The sequence below is a fragment of the Streptomyces sp. H27-C3 genome, assembly GCF_030063415.1.
Classification (GTDB): Bacteria; Actinomycetota; Actinomycetes; order Streptomycetales; family Streptomycetaceae; genus Streptomyces.
Genome location: NZ_JASITA010000018.1, coordinates 77,826 through 92,543 on the forward strand (window position 1 = coordinate 77,826; position 14,718 = coordinate 92,543).

Below are 14,718 nucleotides of genomic sequence, written 5' to 3' on the forward strand. Positions count from 1 at the left end.
CCCGCCAGCGCGGCGAGGCCCGGCGCGCCCGTGTCCCGGGCGCCCCTCGGCTTTGCGCCACCGCGCGCGGCTCAGCCGATCGGCGTCGGCATCCGGACCACGTCGTAGGCCAACGGGATCACGTCTCCGGTGCCCGGGTCGCTCAGCTCCACGCGCCAGCGCTCGGCGAACTGGTCCACGCCCTCGGTCATCGGGATGGTGCCCGAGATCAGCACCGTGCCGGGAATCAGGTCGCCGCGCCCACGCAGTACGTCGGCCCAGTACCCGGGGGTGAGCAGCTCGGCCAGCGTGCCGTCCTGGATCAGCGTCTCGGCGCCCTCGTGGGTCACCCAGGCCCGCAGGGTCAGCTCGTCGAGCCGCTCCGTCACGTCGGACAGCGGCCAGGCGCGGCGGGCGAGCACGTCGGGCCCGGCGTTCTTGCTCCACGCCACCCCGTGCACCTCCAGCTCCCGGTCGGTGTGGTCGCAGGCCGCCGACAGCAGCAGCTCCCCGTCACCGGCCACCACCAGCGCCCACTCGGCCTCGCCCGAGGTGGCGCCGTGCTGGACACTGACCAGGTCGGTCTGCTGGGCGAGGTAGGGCGAGACCGGGTAGAGCGCGGGCGTCACGGAGGGGGCGGGCACGCCCAGCGCGGCGAGTTCCGCCACGTGCGCCGCCACGTCGTCCTGGCTGCGTCCGGCGTATCCGGCGTTCAGCACCTGGACGACATCGACGTCCCTGGTGGAGCCGTCGGGGAGTTCGAAGGTCAGCAGCGCCATGGAAAATCTCCACATCGGTCGCGGTATCGGAGCGGTTAACTTTGCGCGGAGGGCTTGCGCATACGACCTGTATACAAGAAGTATGCCGAAAGGTCGACGTCACGCCCTCGCACAAGGACGGAAAACGTGAAGCGCACCAGCACCAGCACCGACAATCCCCGGGCCGACAGGTCCGCGGTCCGCCGCGCCTTCTTCGCCAGCCTCACCGGAACCGCCCTGGAGTGGTACGACTTCGCGATCTACTCCGCGGCCGCCGCGCTGGTTTTCGGCGACCTCTTCTTCCCCTCCGAGGACCCCACGACCGGCACCCTGCTCGCCTTCTCCACCTACGCCGTCGGCTATGTGTCCCGGCCGCTGGGCGGTTTGGTCTTCGGCCGCCTCGGGGACGTGATCGGCCGCAAGAAGGTCCTGATCGCGACCCTCGTACTGATCGGCGTCGCGACCTTCCTGATCGGCCTGCTGCCCACCTACGCCACCATCGGCGTCGCCGCCCCCATCATGCTGGTGCTGCTGCGCTTCGCCCAGGGCGTCGGAGTCGGCGGCGAGTGGGGCGGGGCCGTGCTGCTCTCCAGCGAGTTCGGCGATCCGCGCCGCCGCGGCTTCTACGCCTCCGCCGCACAGATCGGCCCGCCGGCCGGCAACCTCCTGGCCAACGGCGTGCTCGCGACCCTCGGCGTACTGCTCACCGAGGACCAGTTCCTGTCCTGGGGCTGGCGGGTGGCGTTCCTGCTCTCCGGCGTTCTGGTGGGCTTCGGCCTGTGGATCCGCGCCAGGCTGGAGGAGACCCCGGTCTTCAAGGCCATGGCGGCCGAGCGGACCCGCCCCGAGGCGCCGGTCCGCGAGGTCTTCGCCACCCATCGCCGCGCGCTGGCCGCCGCGATCCTCAGCCGGGTCGCCCCCGATGTGCTCTACGCTCTGTTCACCGTCTTCGTGCTGACGTACGCGACGGGCGAGCTGGACATGAGCCGCGGCTCGGCGCTCGCCGCCGTCCTCATCGGCTCGTCCCTGCAGGTCTTCCTCATCCCGCTGGCCGGCGCCCTGTCCGACCGCATCAACCGCCGCCTGCTGTACGGCGTCTCCGCGGTGGCCGCCGGAATCTGGCCCTTCCTGTTCTTCCCCATGGTCGGCGGCGGCAGCTGGCCGCTGCTCACCCTCGGAGTCGTGGTGGCTCTCGCGATTCACTCGCTGATGTACGGGCCCCAGGCGGCCTTCATCGCCGAGCAGTTCACCCCGCGCCTTCGCTACACCGGCTCCTCGCTCGCCTACACGCTGGCCGGAGTCATCGGCGGAGCCATCGCCCCGCTGCTGTTCACGGCGCTGCTGGGCGCGTACAACACTTGGATCCCGCTGGCCCTGTACATCGCTGTCGCCGCGGCAGTCACGATCACCGGGATCCGCCTGGGCCGCGACGCGGACAGCTCCGAGGAAGAACCGGGAAGGGAAAAGGCGCAGCAGCCGTCCGCCCCTGCCCCGACCGCCAATACCGGCTGACCCCACGCCCGGAAGGAACCACCCCATGCGCATCGCCCTGAGCCAGATCACCACCGGCCCCATTCCCGAGCGCAACCTGGGGCTGCTGCGCGAACAGACCCTCCGGGCAGCGGAATCCGGTGCCCGCATCGTCGTCTTCCCCGAGGCCGCGATGGCCTGCTTCGGCACCCGGCTCGCCCCGCTCGCCGAACCCCTGGACGGCCCCTGGGCGACCGAGGTCCGCCGGATCGCCGCGGACAGCGGCATTGTCGTGGTCGCCGGCATGTTCACCCCCGCGCCCGGCGGCAAGGTGACCAACACACTGCTGGCCACCGGGCCCGGCGTCGAAGCGGCCTACGACAAGATCCATCTGTACGACGCCTTCGGCTTCGCCGAGTCCGACACCGTCGCGCCCGGCGCGAAAGTGGTCACCATTGACGTCGACGGCGAACGCATCGGTCTCGCCACCTGCTACGACGTGCGCTTCCCCGAGCTGTTCCGCGCCCACGCCGACGCCGGAGCGGTCCTCACGCTGCTTCCCGCGTCCTGGGGCGCGGGCCCCGGCAAGCGCGAGCAGTGGGACCTGCTCATCCGCGCCCGCGCGCTCGACGCCACCCTGTGGCTGGCCGCCGTCGACCAGGCCGACCCGGCGGCCTCCGGCGGGCCGGAGGCCTCGAAGGCCCCCACCGGAATCGGCTGCAGCGCGGTCGTCGGCCCGGACGGGACCGTACGTCGGCAGCTCGACGCGGGACCGGGGCTACTGGTGGCCGACGTGGACATCGATGAGGTCGACACGGTCCGCCGCGCCGTGCCGGTGCTGGCCAACCGCAGGCTGTAGAAGGCGCCTCAGCCGGCCAGGAGCACCTTGAGCGTCGTCTCCAGGTGGCTGTCGATCGCGGCGCACGCCGCCGGTGCGTCACCGGCGGCGATCGCGGACAGGATCGCGCGGTGCTCGTCGAGGACGGACCCCTGTCGGCCGTGCTGGTTGTACAGCGCCACCACCCCGGCCCGGATCTGCCTGCTGCGCAGCCCGTCGTAGTGCCGGTCGAGCAGCGCGTTGCCCGCGCAGGACACCATCGTCGCGTGGAAGAGGTGGTCCACCGCGATGAACTCCTTGGCCGACTCCGGCCCACTGAGGGTGCTTTGACGCTCCAGCAGCTCCGTCAGCTCCCGCACCGGGGCCCTGTCACCCGCGATGAGCCGCTCGGCGGCGTATCGCTCGACGATTCCGCGCAGCTCCATCAGCTCGGTGATCTCCCGGCCCGTCAGCGGCACGATCTGCGCGCCGCGCTTGGGCACCAGCCGGACCAGGTCCTCGGCCGCGAGCAGCAGTAGCGCTTCGCGGATGGGGGTGCGCGAGACCCCGATACGGTCCGCGATCTCCTGCTCGGACAGGAACGCGCCTTGCAGATCCGGATCGGTGAGGACGTTCTCCTTGAGAAACGCGTACGCCTTGTCCCGGCCCGAGACCACAGCTACCCCCACAGATTGCATACAACAAGTATACCGAAACAATGCCCGAGGCACACCCGCCCGGCACGCGTTACCCTCGGTGCTCCCGTGCGGCAGCAGAGATCTTGGAGCGCTTTCATGGACACCACCCCGCGTCCGGCCACCGGCGAACTCGTCTTCAGGGACGCCGAACCGGCCGACGCCGACGCGCTGGTCTCGCTGATCGAGTCGGCGTACCGGGGGGACTCCAGCCGGTCCGGCTGGACCACGGAGGCGGACATCCTCGAAGGGCAGCGCACCGACCCCGACGGCGTCCTCGATGTCATCAAGTCGACCGGCGGCAAGCTGCTGGTCGTCGAGCGGGACGGCGCCCTGGTCGCCTGCTGCCAGCTCGAATCACGGGGTGACGCGGCCTACTTCGGTATGTTCGCCGTGCGCCCCGACCTGCAGGGCGCCGGCCTCGGCAAGGTGATCATCGCCGAGGCGGAGCGGGCCGCCCGCGAGAGCTGGAGCGCGAGCGAGATGCACATGACCGTGATCTCGGTGCGCGACGATCTCATCGCCTGGTACGAGCGCCGCGGCTACCGCCGTACGGGAAAGATGACGCCCTTCCCGTACGGCGACGAGCGCTTCGGTATTCCGCAGCGGGCCGACCTCCAGTTCGAGCTGCTGGTCAAGGCGCTGGCGTAAACGATTCTCCGGATCGGCGCCGCGCGGGGCCGACCGGCGCGGCGCCGGGCTCAGGCCGTGAAGCGTCCGGTGCGGCGGATCTCCGGATAGTCGGTCGTCGCGCCGTCCAGTTCCAGTGCGCGCACCAGCCGCAGCTGGTCCTGGGTGTTCACCACCCAGCCGATGATCTTCAGCCCCGCCGCGTGCGCCTGCTCGACCGTCTCCAGGGTCAGCCTGCGGATGTTCAGCGCGAGGGCCGCGGCGCCGACCGCCCTGGCGCGATCCACCACGTCGGTGCCGTAGCGGCTGGCGATGAGCACCGTCCGTACACCCGGCACGAGTGACGCGATCTCGGCGACCGCCGCGTCGTGGAACGAAGACACCTCCACACGGCCCGCCAGATCACGCCGGAGCATCACCTCGGCGAGCGCCCGCGCCGCCGCCGCGTCCTTGATCTCCGCCTGGAGCGGCGACTTCACCAGGTCGAGCACCTCCTCGAGGAGAGGGACGCGCTCACCCATCCCCGCGTCGAGTCCACGCAGTTCGGCCAGGGTCATGTCGGCGATCTTGCCCTTGCCGTCGGTCGTACGGTCCACCTCGGCGTCGTGCATGACCACAAGCGCGCCGTCCTTGCTCAGACGCAGATCCAGTTCGATGACGTCCATGCCGGCCTGTTCGGCGCGTACGAAGGAACGCAGGGTGTTCTCCGGCTCGACACCCATGACCCCACGGTGACCAATGGTGAGGAAACTCAAGGCAATCTCGCTTCCGTCGACAGCGGCTCCAGCGCAGCCTAACGGCCCGCCTGCGAGAGGGAACCTGCCCCGCGCGGGGGAGCGGAATGCTCCGATCGCGCGCTCGCGATCCCGGGGGCCAGACCGGTGATGAGGGCGGCGACGAGGACGGCACAATACTCACGCGATACGGCTCCCGAAGGTACGGACGAGGGGGGATCCGTCCGTCCCGCTCCCCGCGGCGGGGCCCGTCGCGAGTGGCGTCACTCGTGCGTGGGTGAGTCCTGCGGGCCGTGACGCCGGGGCGGCGCCGGTCGTTCTCGGGGCAGTACCTGGGCCCGGAGGGTGACATCGGACACCCCCACGCCTCTCAATCGCGGGCCGGTGACCTGTCGGGACTGCCGCCCGCGCTGATCGCCGCGGCGGGCTGCGATCCGCCGTGCGACGAGGGGAGGGCGTACGGCCCGGAAGCTGCGGGACGCCGGAGTGGCGGGGGTTCGGCGCCGGTGTCCCGGGATGTTCCACGGGTTCCTCAAGTTCGGTGAGCCCCTCGGTCATACCCAGAACGCTGTGGCCTCGGTGGCAGAAGCGATCGCAGGAACGGCCAAGGGCAGGAAGAACGGCGGCGAGCTTGGGGGCTCGGCAGGATAATTTACTGAGATTCCTCTTGAGCAGGAGAACCGAACACCGATACGGTGTCTTGACGCGAGGTTCTCCCGTGAAGGAAGTGACATGACGGAAATTCTTGTGCAGGACGTAGTCGCCGATGGCATATCCGGTGACCGGCGCGTGGTCGAGCACCCGGCCTGGCCCGAGCTCAAGAATGCCGTGGAGCAGATCCGGCCCTGGCAGTCGAAGGACGGATCCATCGACTTCGACGCCGAGGGCGCCCCGACGCGCGCCGTCGCGGAGGCCACTCTCGATCGCGTCATCACCGCGATCGAGGCGCTCGCCCCGCTGCTTGCGCACAATGCCGCGTACCACCGGGCCCTCGTCGTCGATCTCCGCAAGTGGTCCGGTGGCGCCTTCGGCGTGCCGGACTTCCTGGACTCGCTGCTTGCCTTCCAGCCCGCCCAACAGCGCGCCGACGGCCTCCAGCACCTGGTCGTCTTCCCGATGTACACGCAGAACGGCAACCCCGACCGCAATCTCGAAGCGGTCGTGCTGCGGATGGTGTGGCCCGACTGGCTCGCGGAGCTGGAGCGCACGCGCTACGACAACCCGCTCTTCCTCGGCATCGCCTTCGAGGACTTCACCGCCGGTTACGACACCAACTCGGCGGTGCTCTTCCCGGAGACGATCGCGGTGCGCGAGGCCCCCGAGCGCTTCACCTGGGGCGGCATCTTCTGCGACCGTGAGGCGGCCCGTTTCCGCCGGGTCACCGAGGCCTCCGTCGAGATCCTCGGCGTCGAACTGCCCGACGGCATCCGGGAGATGATCGGCGACCAGGACCGCTGCCAGCAGGCCTTCGTGCTGTGGGACATGGTCCACGACCGCACCCACAGCCATGGCGACCTGCCCTTCGATCCCTTCATGATCAAGCAGCGCCAGCCGTTCTGGATGTACGGCCTGGAGGAGCTGCGCTGCGACCTCACCGCCTTCAAGGAGGCCGTGAAGCTGGAGGCCGACGGCTTCGGACAGGGGCGCGACGTCCAGTACGCCGTGCTCTTCGACCGGATGTTCCGCTTCCCGGTCACCGGTGAGCGCGTACGCAACTACGACGGGCTCGGCGGCCAGCTGCTCTTCGCGTACCTCCACAAGCACGACGTGCTGCGCTGGACGGACAACACGCTGAAGATCGACTGGGACCGCGCCCCGCAGGTCACCAACCAGCTCTGCGGTGAGATCGAGAAGCTCTACCGCGACGGCATCGACCGGCCCAAGCTGGTCCACTGGCTCGCCGCGTACGACCTGGTCTCGACGTATCTCGCGCCGCACCCGGGATCCCGCTGGGCCAAGGGCGCCGACGCCCTGGACCTGTCGCTGCCGCCGCGCAAACTCGTCGACGAGGTGCTTCCGGACGAGTTTCCGCTGAGCATGTTCTATGAGGCGCTTTCCAAGAAGCTGAAAAATGTGATCGCCTCTACCAAGGGGATCACTGCGGCGAGCGCAGAGCGGGTGGCCGCATGAGCCCTCGTGCCCAGGAGGCGACGACCATGAACGTGAAGACCGACGGCAAGGCCAACGGCAACGGGTCGCTGGAAGGCGCTGTGGTCGCGGTGGCCGGAGCGGGCGGGCCCGCGGGCCGGGCGACCCTGCTCAGGCTGGCCGAGGCGGGCGCGACCGTGGTCGGCTCGGACGCCGACGCGGCGCGGCTGGCGGAGGCCGTGGACGCCGCCAGGTACGCCCACGGCGGGGCCACGGTCACCGGCGACACCGTGGACCTCCTCGACCTGGAGGCCACCCGTGCCTGGGCGGCCCGCACCGAGAAGGATTTCGGCCGGATCGACGGCATGGTCCACCTCGTCGGCGGTTGGCGCGGCAGCGCGACCTTCGCCGAGACCGACCTCGCGGACTGGGAGCTGCTGGAAAAGCTGCTGATCCGCACCGTCCAGCACACCTCGCTCGCCTTCGAGGCCCCGCTCCAGCGCAGCGACCGCGGCCGCTACCTCCTGATCAGCGCGGCCGGCGCGTCCAAGCCCACCGCGGGCAACGCCGCGTACGCGGCCTCCAAGGCCGCCGCCGAGGCGTGGACGCTGGCACTGGCCGACTCCTTCCGCAAGGCGGGGGGCGAGGACGGGCCGCGTACCGCGGCTGCCATCCTGGTCGTCAAGGCACTGGTGCACGACGCGATGCGCGCCGAGCGCCCGAACGCTAAGTTCGCGGGCTTCACGGACGTCAAGGAACTGGCCGAGGCCATCGCCGGAGTCTGGGACCGGCCCGCCCCGGAAGTGAATGGACAGCGCCTGTGGCTGAGCCCCAAGCCGTGAACGTGACGAAGACCGACGCCCGGCGGCACCACGACCCCCGGGTGCGCGGCTTCGCCAGTGACAACTACGCGGGCGCGCACCCCGAGGTGCTTGCCGCGCTGGCCCTCGCCAACGAGGGCCATCAGGTCGCCTACGGCGAGGACGACTACACCGAGCACTTCCAGCGGATCGTGCACAGCCACTTCGGCGGGCTCGCGGAGGCGTTCCCCGTCTTCAACGGGACCGGGGCCAACGTCGTCGCACTGCAGGCGCTCACCGACCGTTGGGGCGCGGTCATCGCCGCCGAGTCCGCGCACATCAACGTGGATGAGTGCGGAGCCCCCGAGCGGGTCGGCGGGCTCAAGCTGCTGACCGTACCGACGCCGGACGGCAAGCTCACGCCCGAGCTCATCGACCGGCAGGCGTACGGCTGGGACGACGAGCACCGTGCCATGCCGCAGGTCGTGTCGATCACCCAGAACACCGAGCTGGGCACGGTTTACACCCCGGACGAGATCCGGGCCATCTGCGTGCACGCCCATGGGCACGGCATGAAGGTGCACCTGGACGGCGCCCGGATATCCAACGCGGCCGCCTCCCTCGACGTACCGATGCGGACCTTCACCAACACCGTCGGCGTGGACATCATGTCCTTCGGCGGCACGAAGAACGGCATGCTCTTCGGCGAGGCCGTGATCGTCCTCAACCCGGACGCCGTGCGCGCCATGAAGCACCTGCGCAAGCTGTCGATGCAGCTCGCCTCCAAGATGCGCTTCGTATCGGTGCAGCTCGAAGCGATGCTCGCGCGCGACCTGTGGCTGCGCAACGCGCGCCACGCCAACACCATGGCGCAGCGGCTCGCCGAGGGCGTCCGTGGGGTGGACGGCGTGGAGATCCTCCATCCCGTGCAGGCCAACGCGGTCTTCGCGCGGCTGCCGCACGACGTCAGTGAGCGGCTGCAGAAGCACTACCGCTTCTACTTCTGGGACGAGTCCGTCGGCGACGTCCGCTGGATGTGCTCCTTCGACACGACCGAAGACGACGTGGACGGCTTCGTGCAGGCGCTCAAGGAAGAGATGGCCAAGTAGCACCTATCGCATGAGTATGCGACCGACCGGAAAGTTATTGACTGCCGGTCGGTCGCTTCCTTATGCTCGCCGACCATGGAGCTGACCCAGGAGACCTTCGAACCTGCCGCTTATCTGGCCGCCGATGAGGTCGTCGACCATGAGCATCCGCTCGTGCGGGAGACCGCCGCCCGCCTGCGTGCCGAAGCGGTCGACGCATACGCATACGCCGAAGCGGCCTTCGCGTTCGTACGCGACGGGATTCCGCACTCCGGCGACGTGGGCGACCCGAGGGTCACCTGGCGCGCTTCCGACGTCATTGGGCAGCGGACCGGAATCTGTTACGCCAAGGCCCATGCCCTGGTCGCACTGCTGCGCGCCGAGGGGATCCCCGCCGGCTTCTGCTATCAGCGGCTGGCGGACGACGGCGGCTCGGACCCGGTCGTCCACGGGCTGGTCGCGGTGAAGCTGACGGGGCGCGGCGCGTGGGCGCGGCAGGATCCGCGCGGCAACAGGCCCGGTGTCGACGCCCGGTTCTCGCTCGACGGCGAGCGGCTGGCCTACGTCATACGTCCAGAGTTCAGTGAAGTGGACTATGAGGTGCTGTATGCTGCACCACATCCGGCCGTTCTGCATGCCCTGCGCACCGCTCAGGACCGGTCGCAGTTGTGCCGCACGCTCCCCACCGCACTGTGAGAAGGAAGTTCATGACGCTCACGCTCACCGTCTCCGACGAGGTGCGCGCCCTCGCGCCCGGTTTCACCCATCTCGCCGTCGAGGCGCACGGTCTGGTCAACGGGCCCAGCGGCGAGGCGAGTTCAGCCCTCCTCGACGCCGCCGCGCGCCGCCTCGCTGAGCGCCTGAACGGCCGGGCTCCGCACGAGGACCCGCATGTCGCCGCCTGGCGCGAGGCGTACACCGCCTTCGGCAGCAAGCCGTCACGCACCCGCAACTCGGCGGAGGCGCTGGCCGAGCGGGCCCTGACCGACGCCGGACTGCCGCGGATCAACCTGCTCGTCGACCTCTACAACGCGATCAGCGTCGCGCATCTCGTCCCGGTCGGCGGCGAGGACCTGGACCGCGTCAAGGGCGCCATGCGGCTCGTACGGGCCACCGGCGACGAACCGTTCGCCACCGTCGCGGGCGGCGAGGACGCCGTTGGGCACCCGGACGCCGGCGAGGTCGTCTGGCGCGACGACGAAGGCGTCACCTGCCGGCGCTGGAACTGGCGCCAGGGCGTCCGCACCCGCCTGACCGAGGAGTCGGTGAACGCGGTGTTCCTGCTGGAGTCCATGGCCGTCATGACACTCGGCGAGCTCGAAGCCGCGGGGGCCGAACTCGCCGAGTCGCTGGAGAAGCTGAGCCCCGGGGCGCGGATCACCGTTCACTCCCCGGCGCCACACCGCGCGTAGCGCGGCCTTGCGGCGGCAGGTCAGCCCGCCTCGCGCACCTGCCCGGGAAGCGGCGCGGTGCCGCCGAGGTGCGCCGGGATCCACCAGGTGTCCTCGGCGTTCTTCGGGCGTACGGGATAGGCGCGCTGAGCAGCCTCAAGGAGTTCCTGCACCCGCTCGCGCAGCCGCCGGGTGATCGCGCCCGCGAATTCGTCCGTGGGCGCCTCCATCGGCTCGCCGACCCGGATCGTCACGGGGATGTGGTTACGGCCGAAATTGCGCGGCTTTCCCTTGGTCCACAGCCGCTGGGTGCCCCACAGAGCCATCGGGATCAGCGGAACGCCGGCCTCCTGGGCGAGCCGGGCCGCACCCGACTTGAAGCTCTTGAGAGTGAAGGACTCAGAAATCGTCGCCTCCGGGAAGACGCCGATGATCTCGCCGGACCGCAGCGCGTCGAGGGCATGCGCATACGCCGCCTCGCCCTTGTCGCGGTCGACGGGGATGTGCTTCATGCCGCGCATCAGCGGCCCGGAAATCTTGTGCCGGAAGACCGAATCCTTGGCCATGAAGCGCACCAGACGCTTCTGCGGCAGCGTTCCCAGCCCCGAGAAAATGAAGTCGAGGTAGCTGATGTGATTACTCACCAGCACGGCGCCACCGGTGCGGGGGACGTTCTCAGAACCCTGCGTGTCGATCTTCAGGTCGAGCGCCTTGAACAGGGTAAGTGCGGCACCAATGACCGGCCGATAGGCGAGTTCTGCCATGTCGGAGGACCCCTTCTGTGCCCGGGGAGGCTCTCCCGGCGGAAGTTACGGAGCCGTAGGTTAAGCGGCTTTGGGCAGATCGTGCCCCATGAGCGGCCGAGTAGCCAGTCCTGCTGTCCTTCAGGCGCGAGATTCTCGTCACTTGGAGAAACCTGGGGAATCCTCCCGATCCCGGGAACGCTGAAAGGATGAGCAGGAGAACGCGTCCGCGGGAACGGATTGCATGAACGCAAGGGGGCCGAAGGTGCGCGGGCACAAAAGCGGTACGGGCGCCGTCGCGGGTGCAGGCGAGGGCACACGACTCGGCGCGGCCGAACTCGGCGAGAAACCGGGGGAGCGCGCGACACTGGTCCAGTTCTCCAGCGCCTTCTGCCAGCCCTGTCGGGCGACCCGGAGGACCCTTCTCGAAGTGGCGGACATGGTCGACGGCGTCGCCCATGTCGAGATCGACGCGGAGGAACGGCTCGACCTCGTACGGGAACTCGGCATCCTCAAGACGCCCACCGTGCTCGTGCTCGACGCGGAGGGCCGGATCGTGCGCCGGGCGGCGGGGCAGCCCCGCCGGGCCGACGTCATCGCGGCCCTCGGCGAGGCCGTGTGAACGCGCATGCCGGTGACGCATCTCCCATATTCCGGACGCGGCTTGACGGTCCGTGCCGCGAATCGACAATCTGGCCGGGTGCCGCCAGAACTCCTTCTCCACGGGCGGGCCCATGTCGACCTGGCCCGCGACGCGAGTGTGCGCTGTCCGCGTGCCTGAGCACCCACGGACGCGCATGCGCCCTCCGCAGAAGGACACGAAGGACAACCCGATGACGGCCTCCCCCTCGCTCGATTCCCGCCGCCAGGCCCTGCAGGCCTCTCCCGACCTGCTCCGCTCGGTCTTCCGGCAGCACGCGGCCGGCGTCGCGGTGATCACCGCGCAGGGCCCGGCGCCCGTCGGGTTCACCGCCACCTCGCTGAACTCGGTCGCCGCGGACCCGCCCCTGATCTCCTTCGGTGTGGGCACCGGCTCGTCGAGCTGGCCCGTCCTGGCGGAGGCCGAGCACATCGGCGTCCACATACTCGCCGAGGGTCAGCAGGAGCTGGCGGCCACCTTCGCGCGCAGTGGCGCGGACCGTTTCGCGCCGCCCACCCGGTGGCGTACGGGGCCGGAGGGCGTGCCGCTGCTCGACGGCGTACTGGCGTGGCTGGTGTGCCGGGTTGTGGCGCGCGTGCCGGCGGCGGATCATCGCATTGTGCTCGGCCAGGTCGTCGCGGGCGACCCCGCCGGGACGGGGCGGCCGCTGCTCTATCACCAAGGACGCTTCAACGCGCTGAGGGACTGAGAGTTCCCGGTGGACAGGGATGCCTCACCGTTGGCAAGGTCACAGTTCAAAGCGCTTGCTTACGGGGAATGCACTGGGTGTACTGGCGAGTAATATTCCAGCCGGAGCGGTCCGCCCCGACCGGGATCCGCCCCTTCAGGCGCCTATGCTGCCTGCAGCGAGGCACCAAAAAAGTAGACGATGCAGTAGGAGAGCCGGCGTGAGCCTGAGGATCGTTGTCTGTGTGAAGTACGTGCCCGACGCCACTGGCGACCGGCACTTCGCCGATGACCTGACCGTCGACCGCGACGACGTCGACGGCCTGCTGTCGGAGCTGGACGAATACGCCGTCGAGCAGGCGCTGCAGATCGCCGGCGAGGCGGACGACGCGGAGATCACCGTGCTGACCGTCGGCCCCGAGGACGCCAAGGACGCGCTGCGCAAGGCGCTGTCCATGGGCGCGGACAAGGCCGTCCATGTCGAGGACGACGATCTGCACGGCACCGACGTCATGGGCACCTCGCTGGTGCTCGCCAAGGCCGTCGAGAAGACCGGTTACGACCTGGTCATCTGCGGCATGGCGTCGACGGACGGCACCATGGGTGTCCTGCCGGCGATCCTGGCCGAGCGCCTGGGCGTCCCGCAGGTCACCCTGCTCTCCGAGGTCTCCGTCGACGGAGGCGTCGTCAAGGGCCGTCGTGACGGCGACAGCGCGAGCGAGCAGCTCGAGGCGTCCCTGCCGGCCGTCGTGTCCGTGACGGACCAGTCGGGCGAGGCCCGCTACCCGTCCTTCAAGGGCATCATGGCGGCCAAGAAGAAGCCGGTCGAGTCCCTGGACCTGGGCGACCTGGACATCGACGTCGATGAGGTCGGCCTCGCGGGCTCCTGGACCAAGGTCGAATCCGCCACGGAGCGTCCCGCCCGTACGGCCGGCACGATCGTCAAGGACGAGGGTGAGGGCGGCAAGCAGCTGGCCGAGTTCCTCGCGGGCCAGAAGTTCATTTAGGGGGCGTCCGGCCCCGAGGCCCGCGCGCCACCAGTTGCCCCAGATTCTTCGCACTCGCCACTCGCAGGAGAGCAATCCCATGGCTGAAGTTCTCGTCTATGTCGACCACGTGGACGGCGCCGTCCGCAAGCCCACCCTTGAGCTGCTGACGCTCGCCCGCCGGATCGGCGACCCCGTCGCCCTCTCGCTCGGTGCCGGCGCCGAGGCCACCGCCGCCGTGCTCGCCGAGCACGGTGCGGTAAAGGTCCTCACCGTCGACGCCCCCGAGCTCACCGACTACCTCGTCGTACCGAAGGTGGACGCGCTCCAGGCCGCGTACGACGCAGTTTCGCCGGTCGCCGTGCTCGTGCCGTCCTCCGCCGAGGGCAAGGAGATCGCGGCCCGCCTCGCGGTCCGTATCGGCTCCGGCATCATCACCGACGCCGTCGACATCGAGGCCGGTGACGAGGGCCCGGTGGCCACGCAGGCCGTCTTCGCCGCGTCGTACACCACCAAGTCCCGCATCTCCAAGGGCACGCCCGTCATCACGGTCAAGCCGAACTCCGCGCCGGTCGAGGCCGCCGCGGCCGCGGGCACCGTCGAGGCGCTCACCGTGTCCTTCTCCGAGCTGTCCACCGGCACCAAGGTGGTCTCGCGCACCCCGCGCGAGTCCAGCGGCCGTCCCGAGCTGACCGAGGCCCCGATCGTGGTCTCCGGTGGCCGTGGCGTCAACGGTGCCGAGAACTTCTCGGTGATCGAGGCCCTCGCCGACTCGCTCGGTGCCGCCGTCGGCGCCTCGCGCGCCGCGGTCGACGCCGGCTGGTACCCGCACTCCAATCAGGTCGGCCAGACCGGCAAGTCGGTCTCCCCGCAGCTGTACATCGCGTCCGGCATCTCCGGCGCGATCCAGCACCGGGCCGGCATGCAGACCTCGAAGACCATCGTGGCCATCAACAAGGACGCCGAGGCCCCGATCTTCGACCTGGTCGACTACGGCGTGGTCGGCGACCTCTTCGCGGTCGTCCCGCAGCTGACCGAAGAGGTTCAGGCGCGTAAGGGCTGACCTGCGGAAGTCTGTTGGGCCGGGGCCGTGCGGTGATCTTCACCGCGCGGCCCCGCGCTGTTTGCGGCAACCATTGACGCAGACAGTGGGCGCCTATTAACTTCACTATGCGGATTATTGATTCCGTGAAGCGGAAACTTGGAGGGTGT

At 69.8% G+C, this 14,718-nt stretch carries 17 protein-coding genes; 13 read left to right on the forward strand and 4 right to left on the reverse strand.

The window, feature by feature from the left end:
• Positions 1 to 71: 71 nt before the first annotated feature.
• Complete coding sequence (locus QMK30_RS19640; protein ID WP_283519589.1) at positions 72 to 758, reverse strand: DUF2848 domain-containing protein; 687 nt, start codon at positions 756 to 758, stop codon at positions 72 to 74.
• Positions 759 to 884: 126 nt separating this feature from the next.
• Between QMK30_RS19640 and QMK30_RS19645 the strand changes: the two genes are divergently transcribed.
• Positions 885 to 2,249, forward strand: a complete 1,365-nt coding sequence (locus QMK30_RS19645) for an MFS transporter (RefSeq protein WP_283519590.1) — start codon at positions 885 to 887, stop codon at positions 2,247 to 2,249.
• Positions 2,250 to 2,274: 25 nt separating this feature from the next.
• A complete protein-coding gene (locus QMK30_RS19650) occupies positions 2,275 to 3,066 on the forward strand; it encodes a carbon-nitrogen hydrolase family protein (protein WP_283519591.1) in 792 nt (263 codons plus the stop codon).
• An 8-nt stretch (positions 3,067 to 3,074) separates the two neighbouring features.
• Here the strand turns inward: QMK30_RS19650 and QMK30_RS19655 are convergent, their stop codons facing one another.
• Entirely contained in the window at positions 3,075 to 3,722 is a 648-nt protein-coding gene (locus QMK30_RS19655) for a GntR family transcriptional regulator (RefSeq protein WP_283519592.1), read from the reverse strand.
• A gap of 96 nt (positions 3,723 to 3,818) precedes the next feature.
• Here QMK30_RS19655 and QMK30_RS19660 point away from each other — a divergent pair, with 96 nt between their 5' ends.
• Entirely contained in the window at positions 3,819 to 4,370 is a 552-nt protein-coding gene (locus tag QMK30_RS19660) for a GNAT family N-acetyltransferase (protein ID WP_283519593.1), read from the forward strand.
• A gap of 50 nt (positions 4,371 to 4,420) precedes the next feature.
• Here the strand turns inward: QMK30_RS19660 and QMK30_RS19665 are convergent, their stop codons facing one another.
• The gene (locus QMK30_RS19665; RefSeq protein WP_283519594.1) at positions 4,421 to 5,104 is read right to left on the reverse strand and encodes a glycerophosphodiester phosphodiesterase; all 684 of its coding nucleotides are present in this window, start codon (positions 5,102 to 5,104) and stop codon (positions 4,421 to 4,423) included.
• Positions 5,105 to 5,376: 272 nt separating this feature from the next.
• Between QMK30_RS19665 and QMK30_RS19670 the strand changes: the two genes are divergently transcribed.
• The 6 genes from QMK30_RS19670 to QMK30_RS19695 all read left to right on the forward strand — a co-directional run bounded on the left by QMK30_RS19670 (position 5,377) and on the right by QMK30_RS19695 (position 10,471).
• A complete protein-coding gene (locus QMK30_RS19670) occupies positions 5,377 to 5,628 on the forward strand; it encodes an alpha/beta hydrolase fold domain-containing protein (RefSeq protein WP_283519595.1) in 252 nt (83 codons plus the stop codon).
• Positions 5,629 to 5,815: 187 nt separating this feature from the next.
• Positions 5,816 to 7,213, forward strand: coding sequence for a DUF6421 family protein (locus QMK30_RS19675; protein ID WP_283519596.1), 1,398 nt, complete (start codon positions 5,816 to 5,818; stop codon positions 7,211 to 7,213).
• Positions 7,214 to 7,239: 26 nt separating this feature from the next.
• Entirely contained in the window at positions 7,240 to 8,013 is a 774-nt protein-coding gene (locus QMK30_RS19680; protein ID WP_283519597.1) for an SDR family NAD(P)-dependent oxidoreductase, read from the forward strand.
• Positions 8,010 to 9,080 carry a threonine aldolase family protein gene (locus QMK30_RS19685; RefSeq protein WP_283519651.1) on the forward strand — a complete coding sequence of 357 codons (1,071 nt, stop codon included), beginning with the start codon at positions 8,010 to 8,012 and terminating at the stop codon, positions 9,078 to 9,080. Before QMK30_RS19680 ends, QMK30_RS19685 begins: the two co-directional genes overlap by 4 nt.
• 75 nt (positions 9,081 to 9,155) lie before the next feature.
• Entirely contained in the window at positions 9,156 to 9,755 is a 600-nt protein-coding gene (locus QMK30_RS19690) for a transglutaminase-like domain-containing protein (protein ID WP_283519598.1), read from the forward strand.
• A gap of 11 nt (positions 9,756 to 9,766) precedes the next feature.
• Entirely contained in the window at positions 9,767 to 10,471 is a 705-nt protein-coding gene (locus QMK30_RS19695) for a B3/B4 domain-containing protein (RefSeq protein ID WP_283519599.1), read from the forward strand.
• A gap of 20 nt (positions 10,472 to 10,491) precedes the next feature.
• Here QMK30_RS19695 and QMK30_RS19700 read toward each other — a convergent pair whose 3' ends face one another.
• Positions 10,492 to 11,214: a lysophospholipid acyltransferase family protein gene (locus QMK30_RS19700; protein ID WP_283519600.1), complete on the reverse strand. Its 723-nt coding sequence runs from the start codon at positions 11,212 to 11,214 to the stop codon at positions 10,492 to 10,494.
• A gap of 244 nt (positions 11,215 to 11,458) precedes the next feature.
• Here QMK30_RS19700 and QMK30_RS19705 point away from each other — a divergent pair, with 244 nt between their 5' ends.
• The 4 genes from QMK30_RS19705 (at position 11,459) to QMK30_RS19720 (ending at position 14,569) form a co-directional block, all read left to right on the forward strand.
• On the forward strand, positions 11,459 to 11,815 hold the full coding sequence (locus QMK30_RS19705; protein ID WP_283519601.1) for a TlpA family protein disulfide reductase: 357 nt from the start codon (positions 11,459 to 11,461) through the stop codon (positions 11,813 to 11,815).
• A gap of 211 nt (positions 11,816 to 12,026) precedes the next feature.
• Positions 12,027 to 12,542 carry a flavin reductase family protein gene (locus QMK30_RS19710; RefSeq protein WP_283519652.1) on the forward strand — a complete coding sequence of 172 codons (516 nt, stop codon included), beginning with the start codon at positions 12,027 to 12,029 and terminating at the stop codon, positions 12,540 to 12,542.
• A gap of 199 nt (positions 12,543 to 12,741) precedes the next feature.
• Positions 12,742 to 13,527 carry an electron transfer flavoprotein subunit beta/FixA family protein gene (locus tag QMK30_RS19715; RefSeq protein WP_283519602.1) on the forward strand — a complete coding sequence of 262 codons (786 nt, stop codon included), beginning with the start codon at positions 12,742 to 12,744 and terminating at the stop codon, positions 13,525 to 13,527.
• Positions 13,528 to 13,606: 79 nt separating this feature from the next.
• Complete coding sequence (locus QMK30_RS19720) at positions 13,607 to 14,569, forward strand: electron transfer flavoprotein subunit alpha/FixB family protein (protein WP_283519603.1); 963 nt, start codon at positions 13,607 to 13,609, stop codon at positions 14,567 to 14,569.
• Positions 14,570 to 14,718 lie beyond the last annotated feature (149 nt).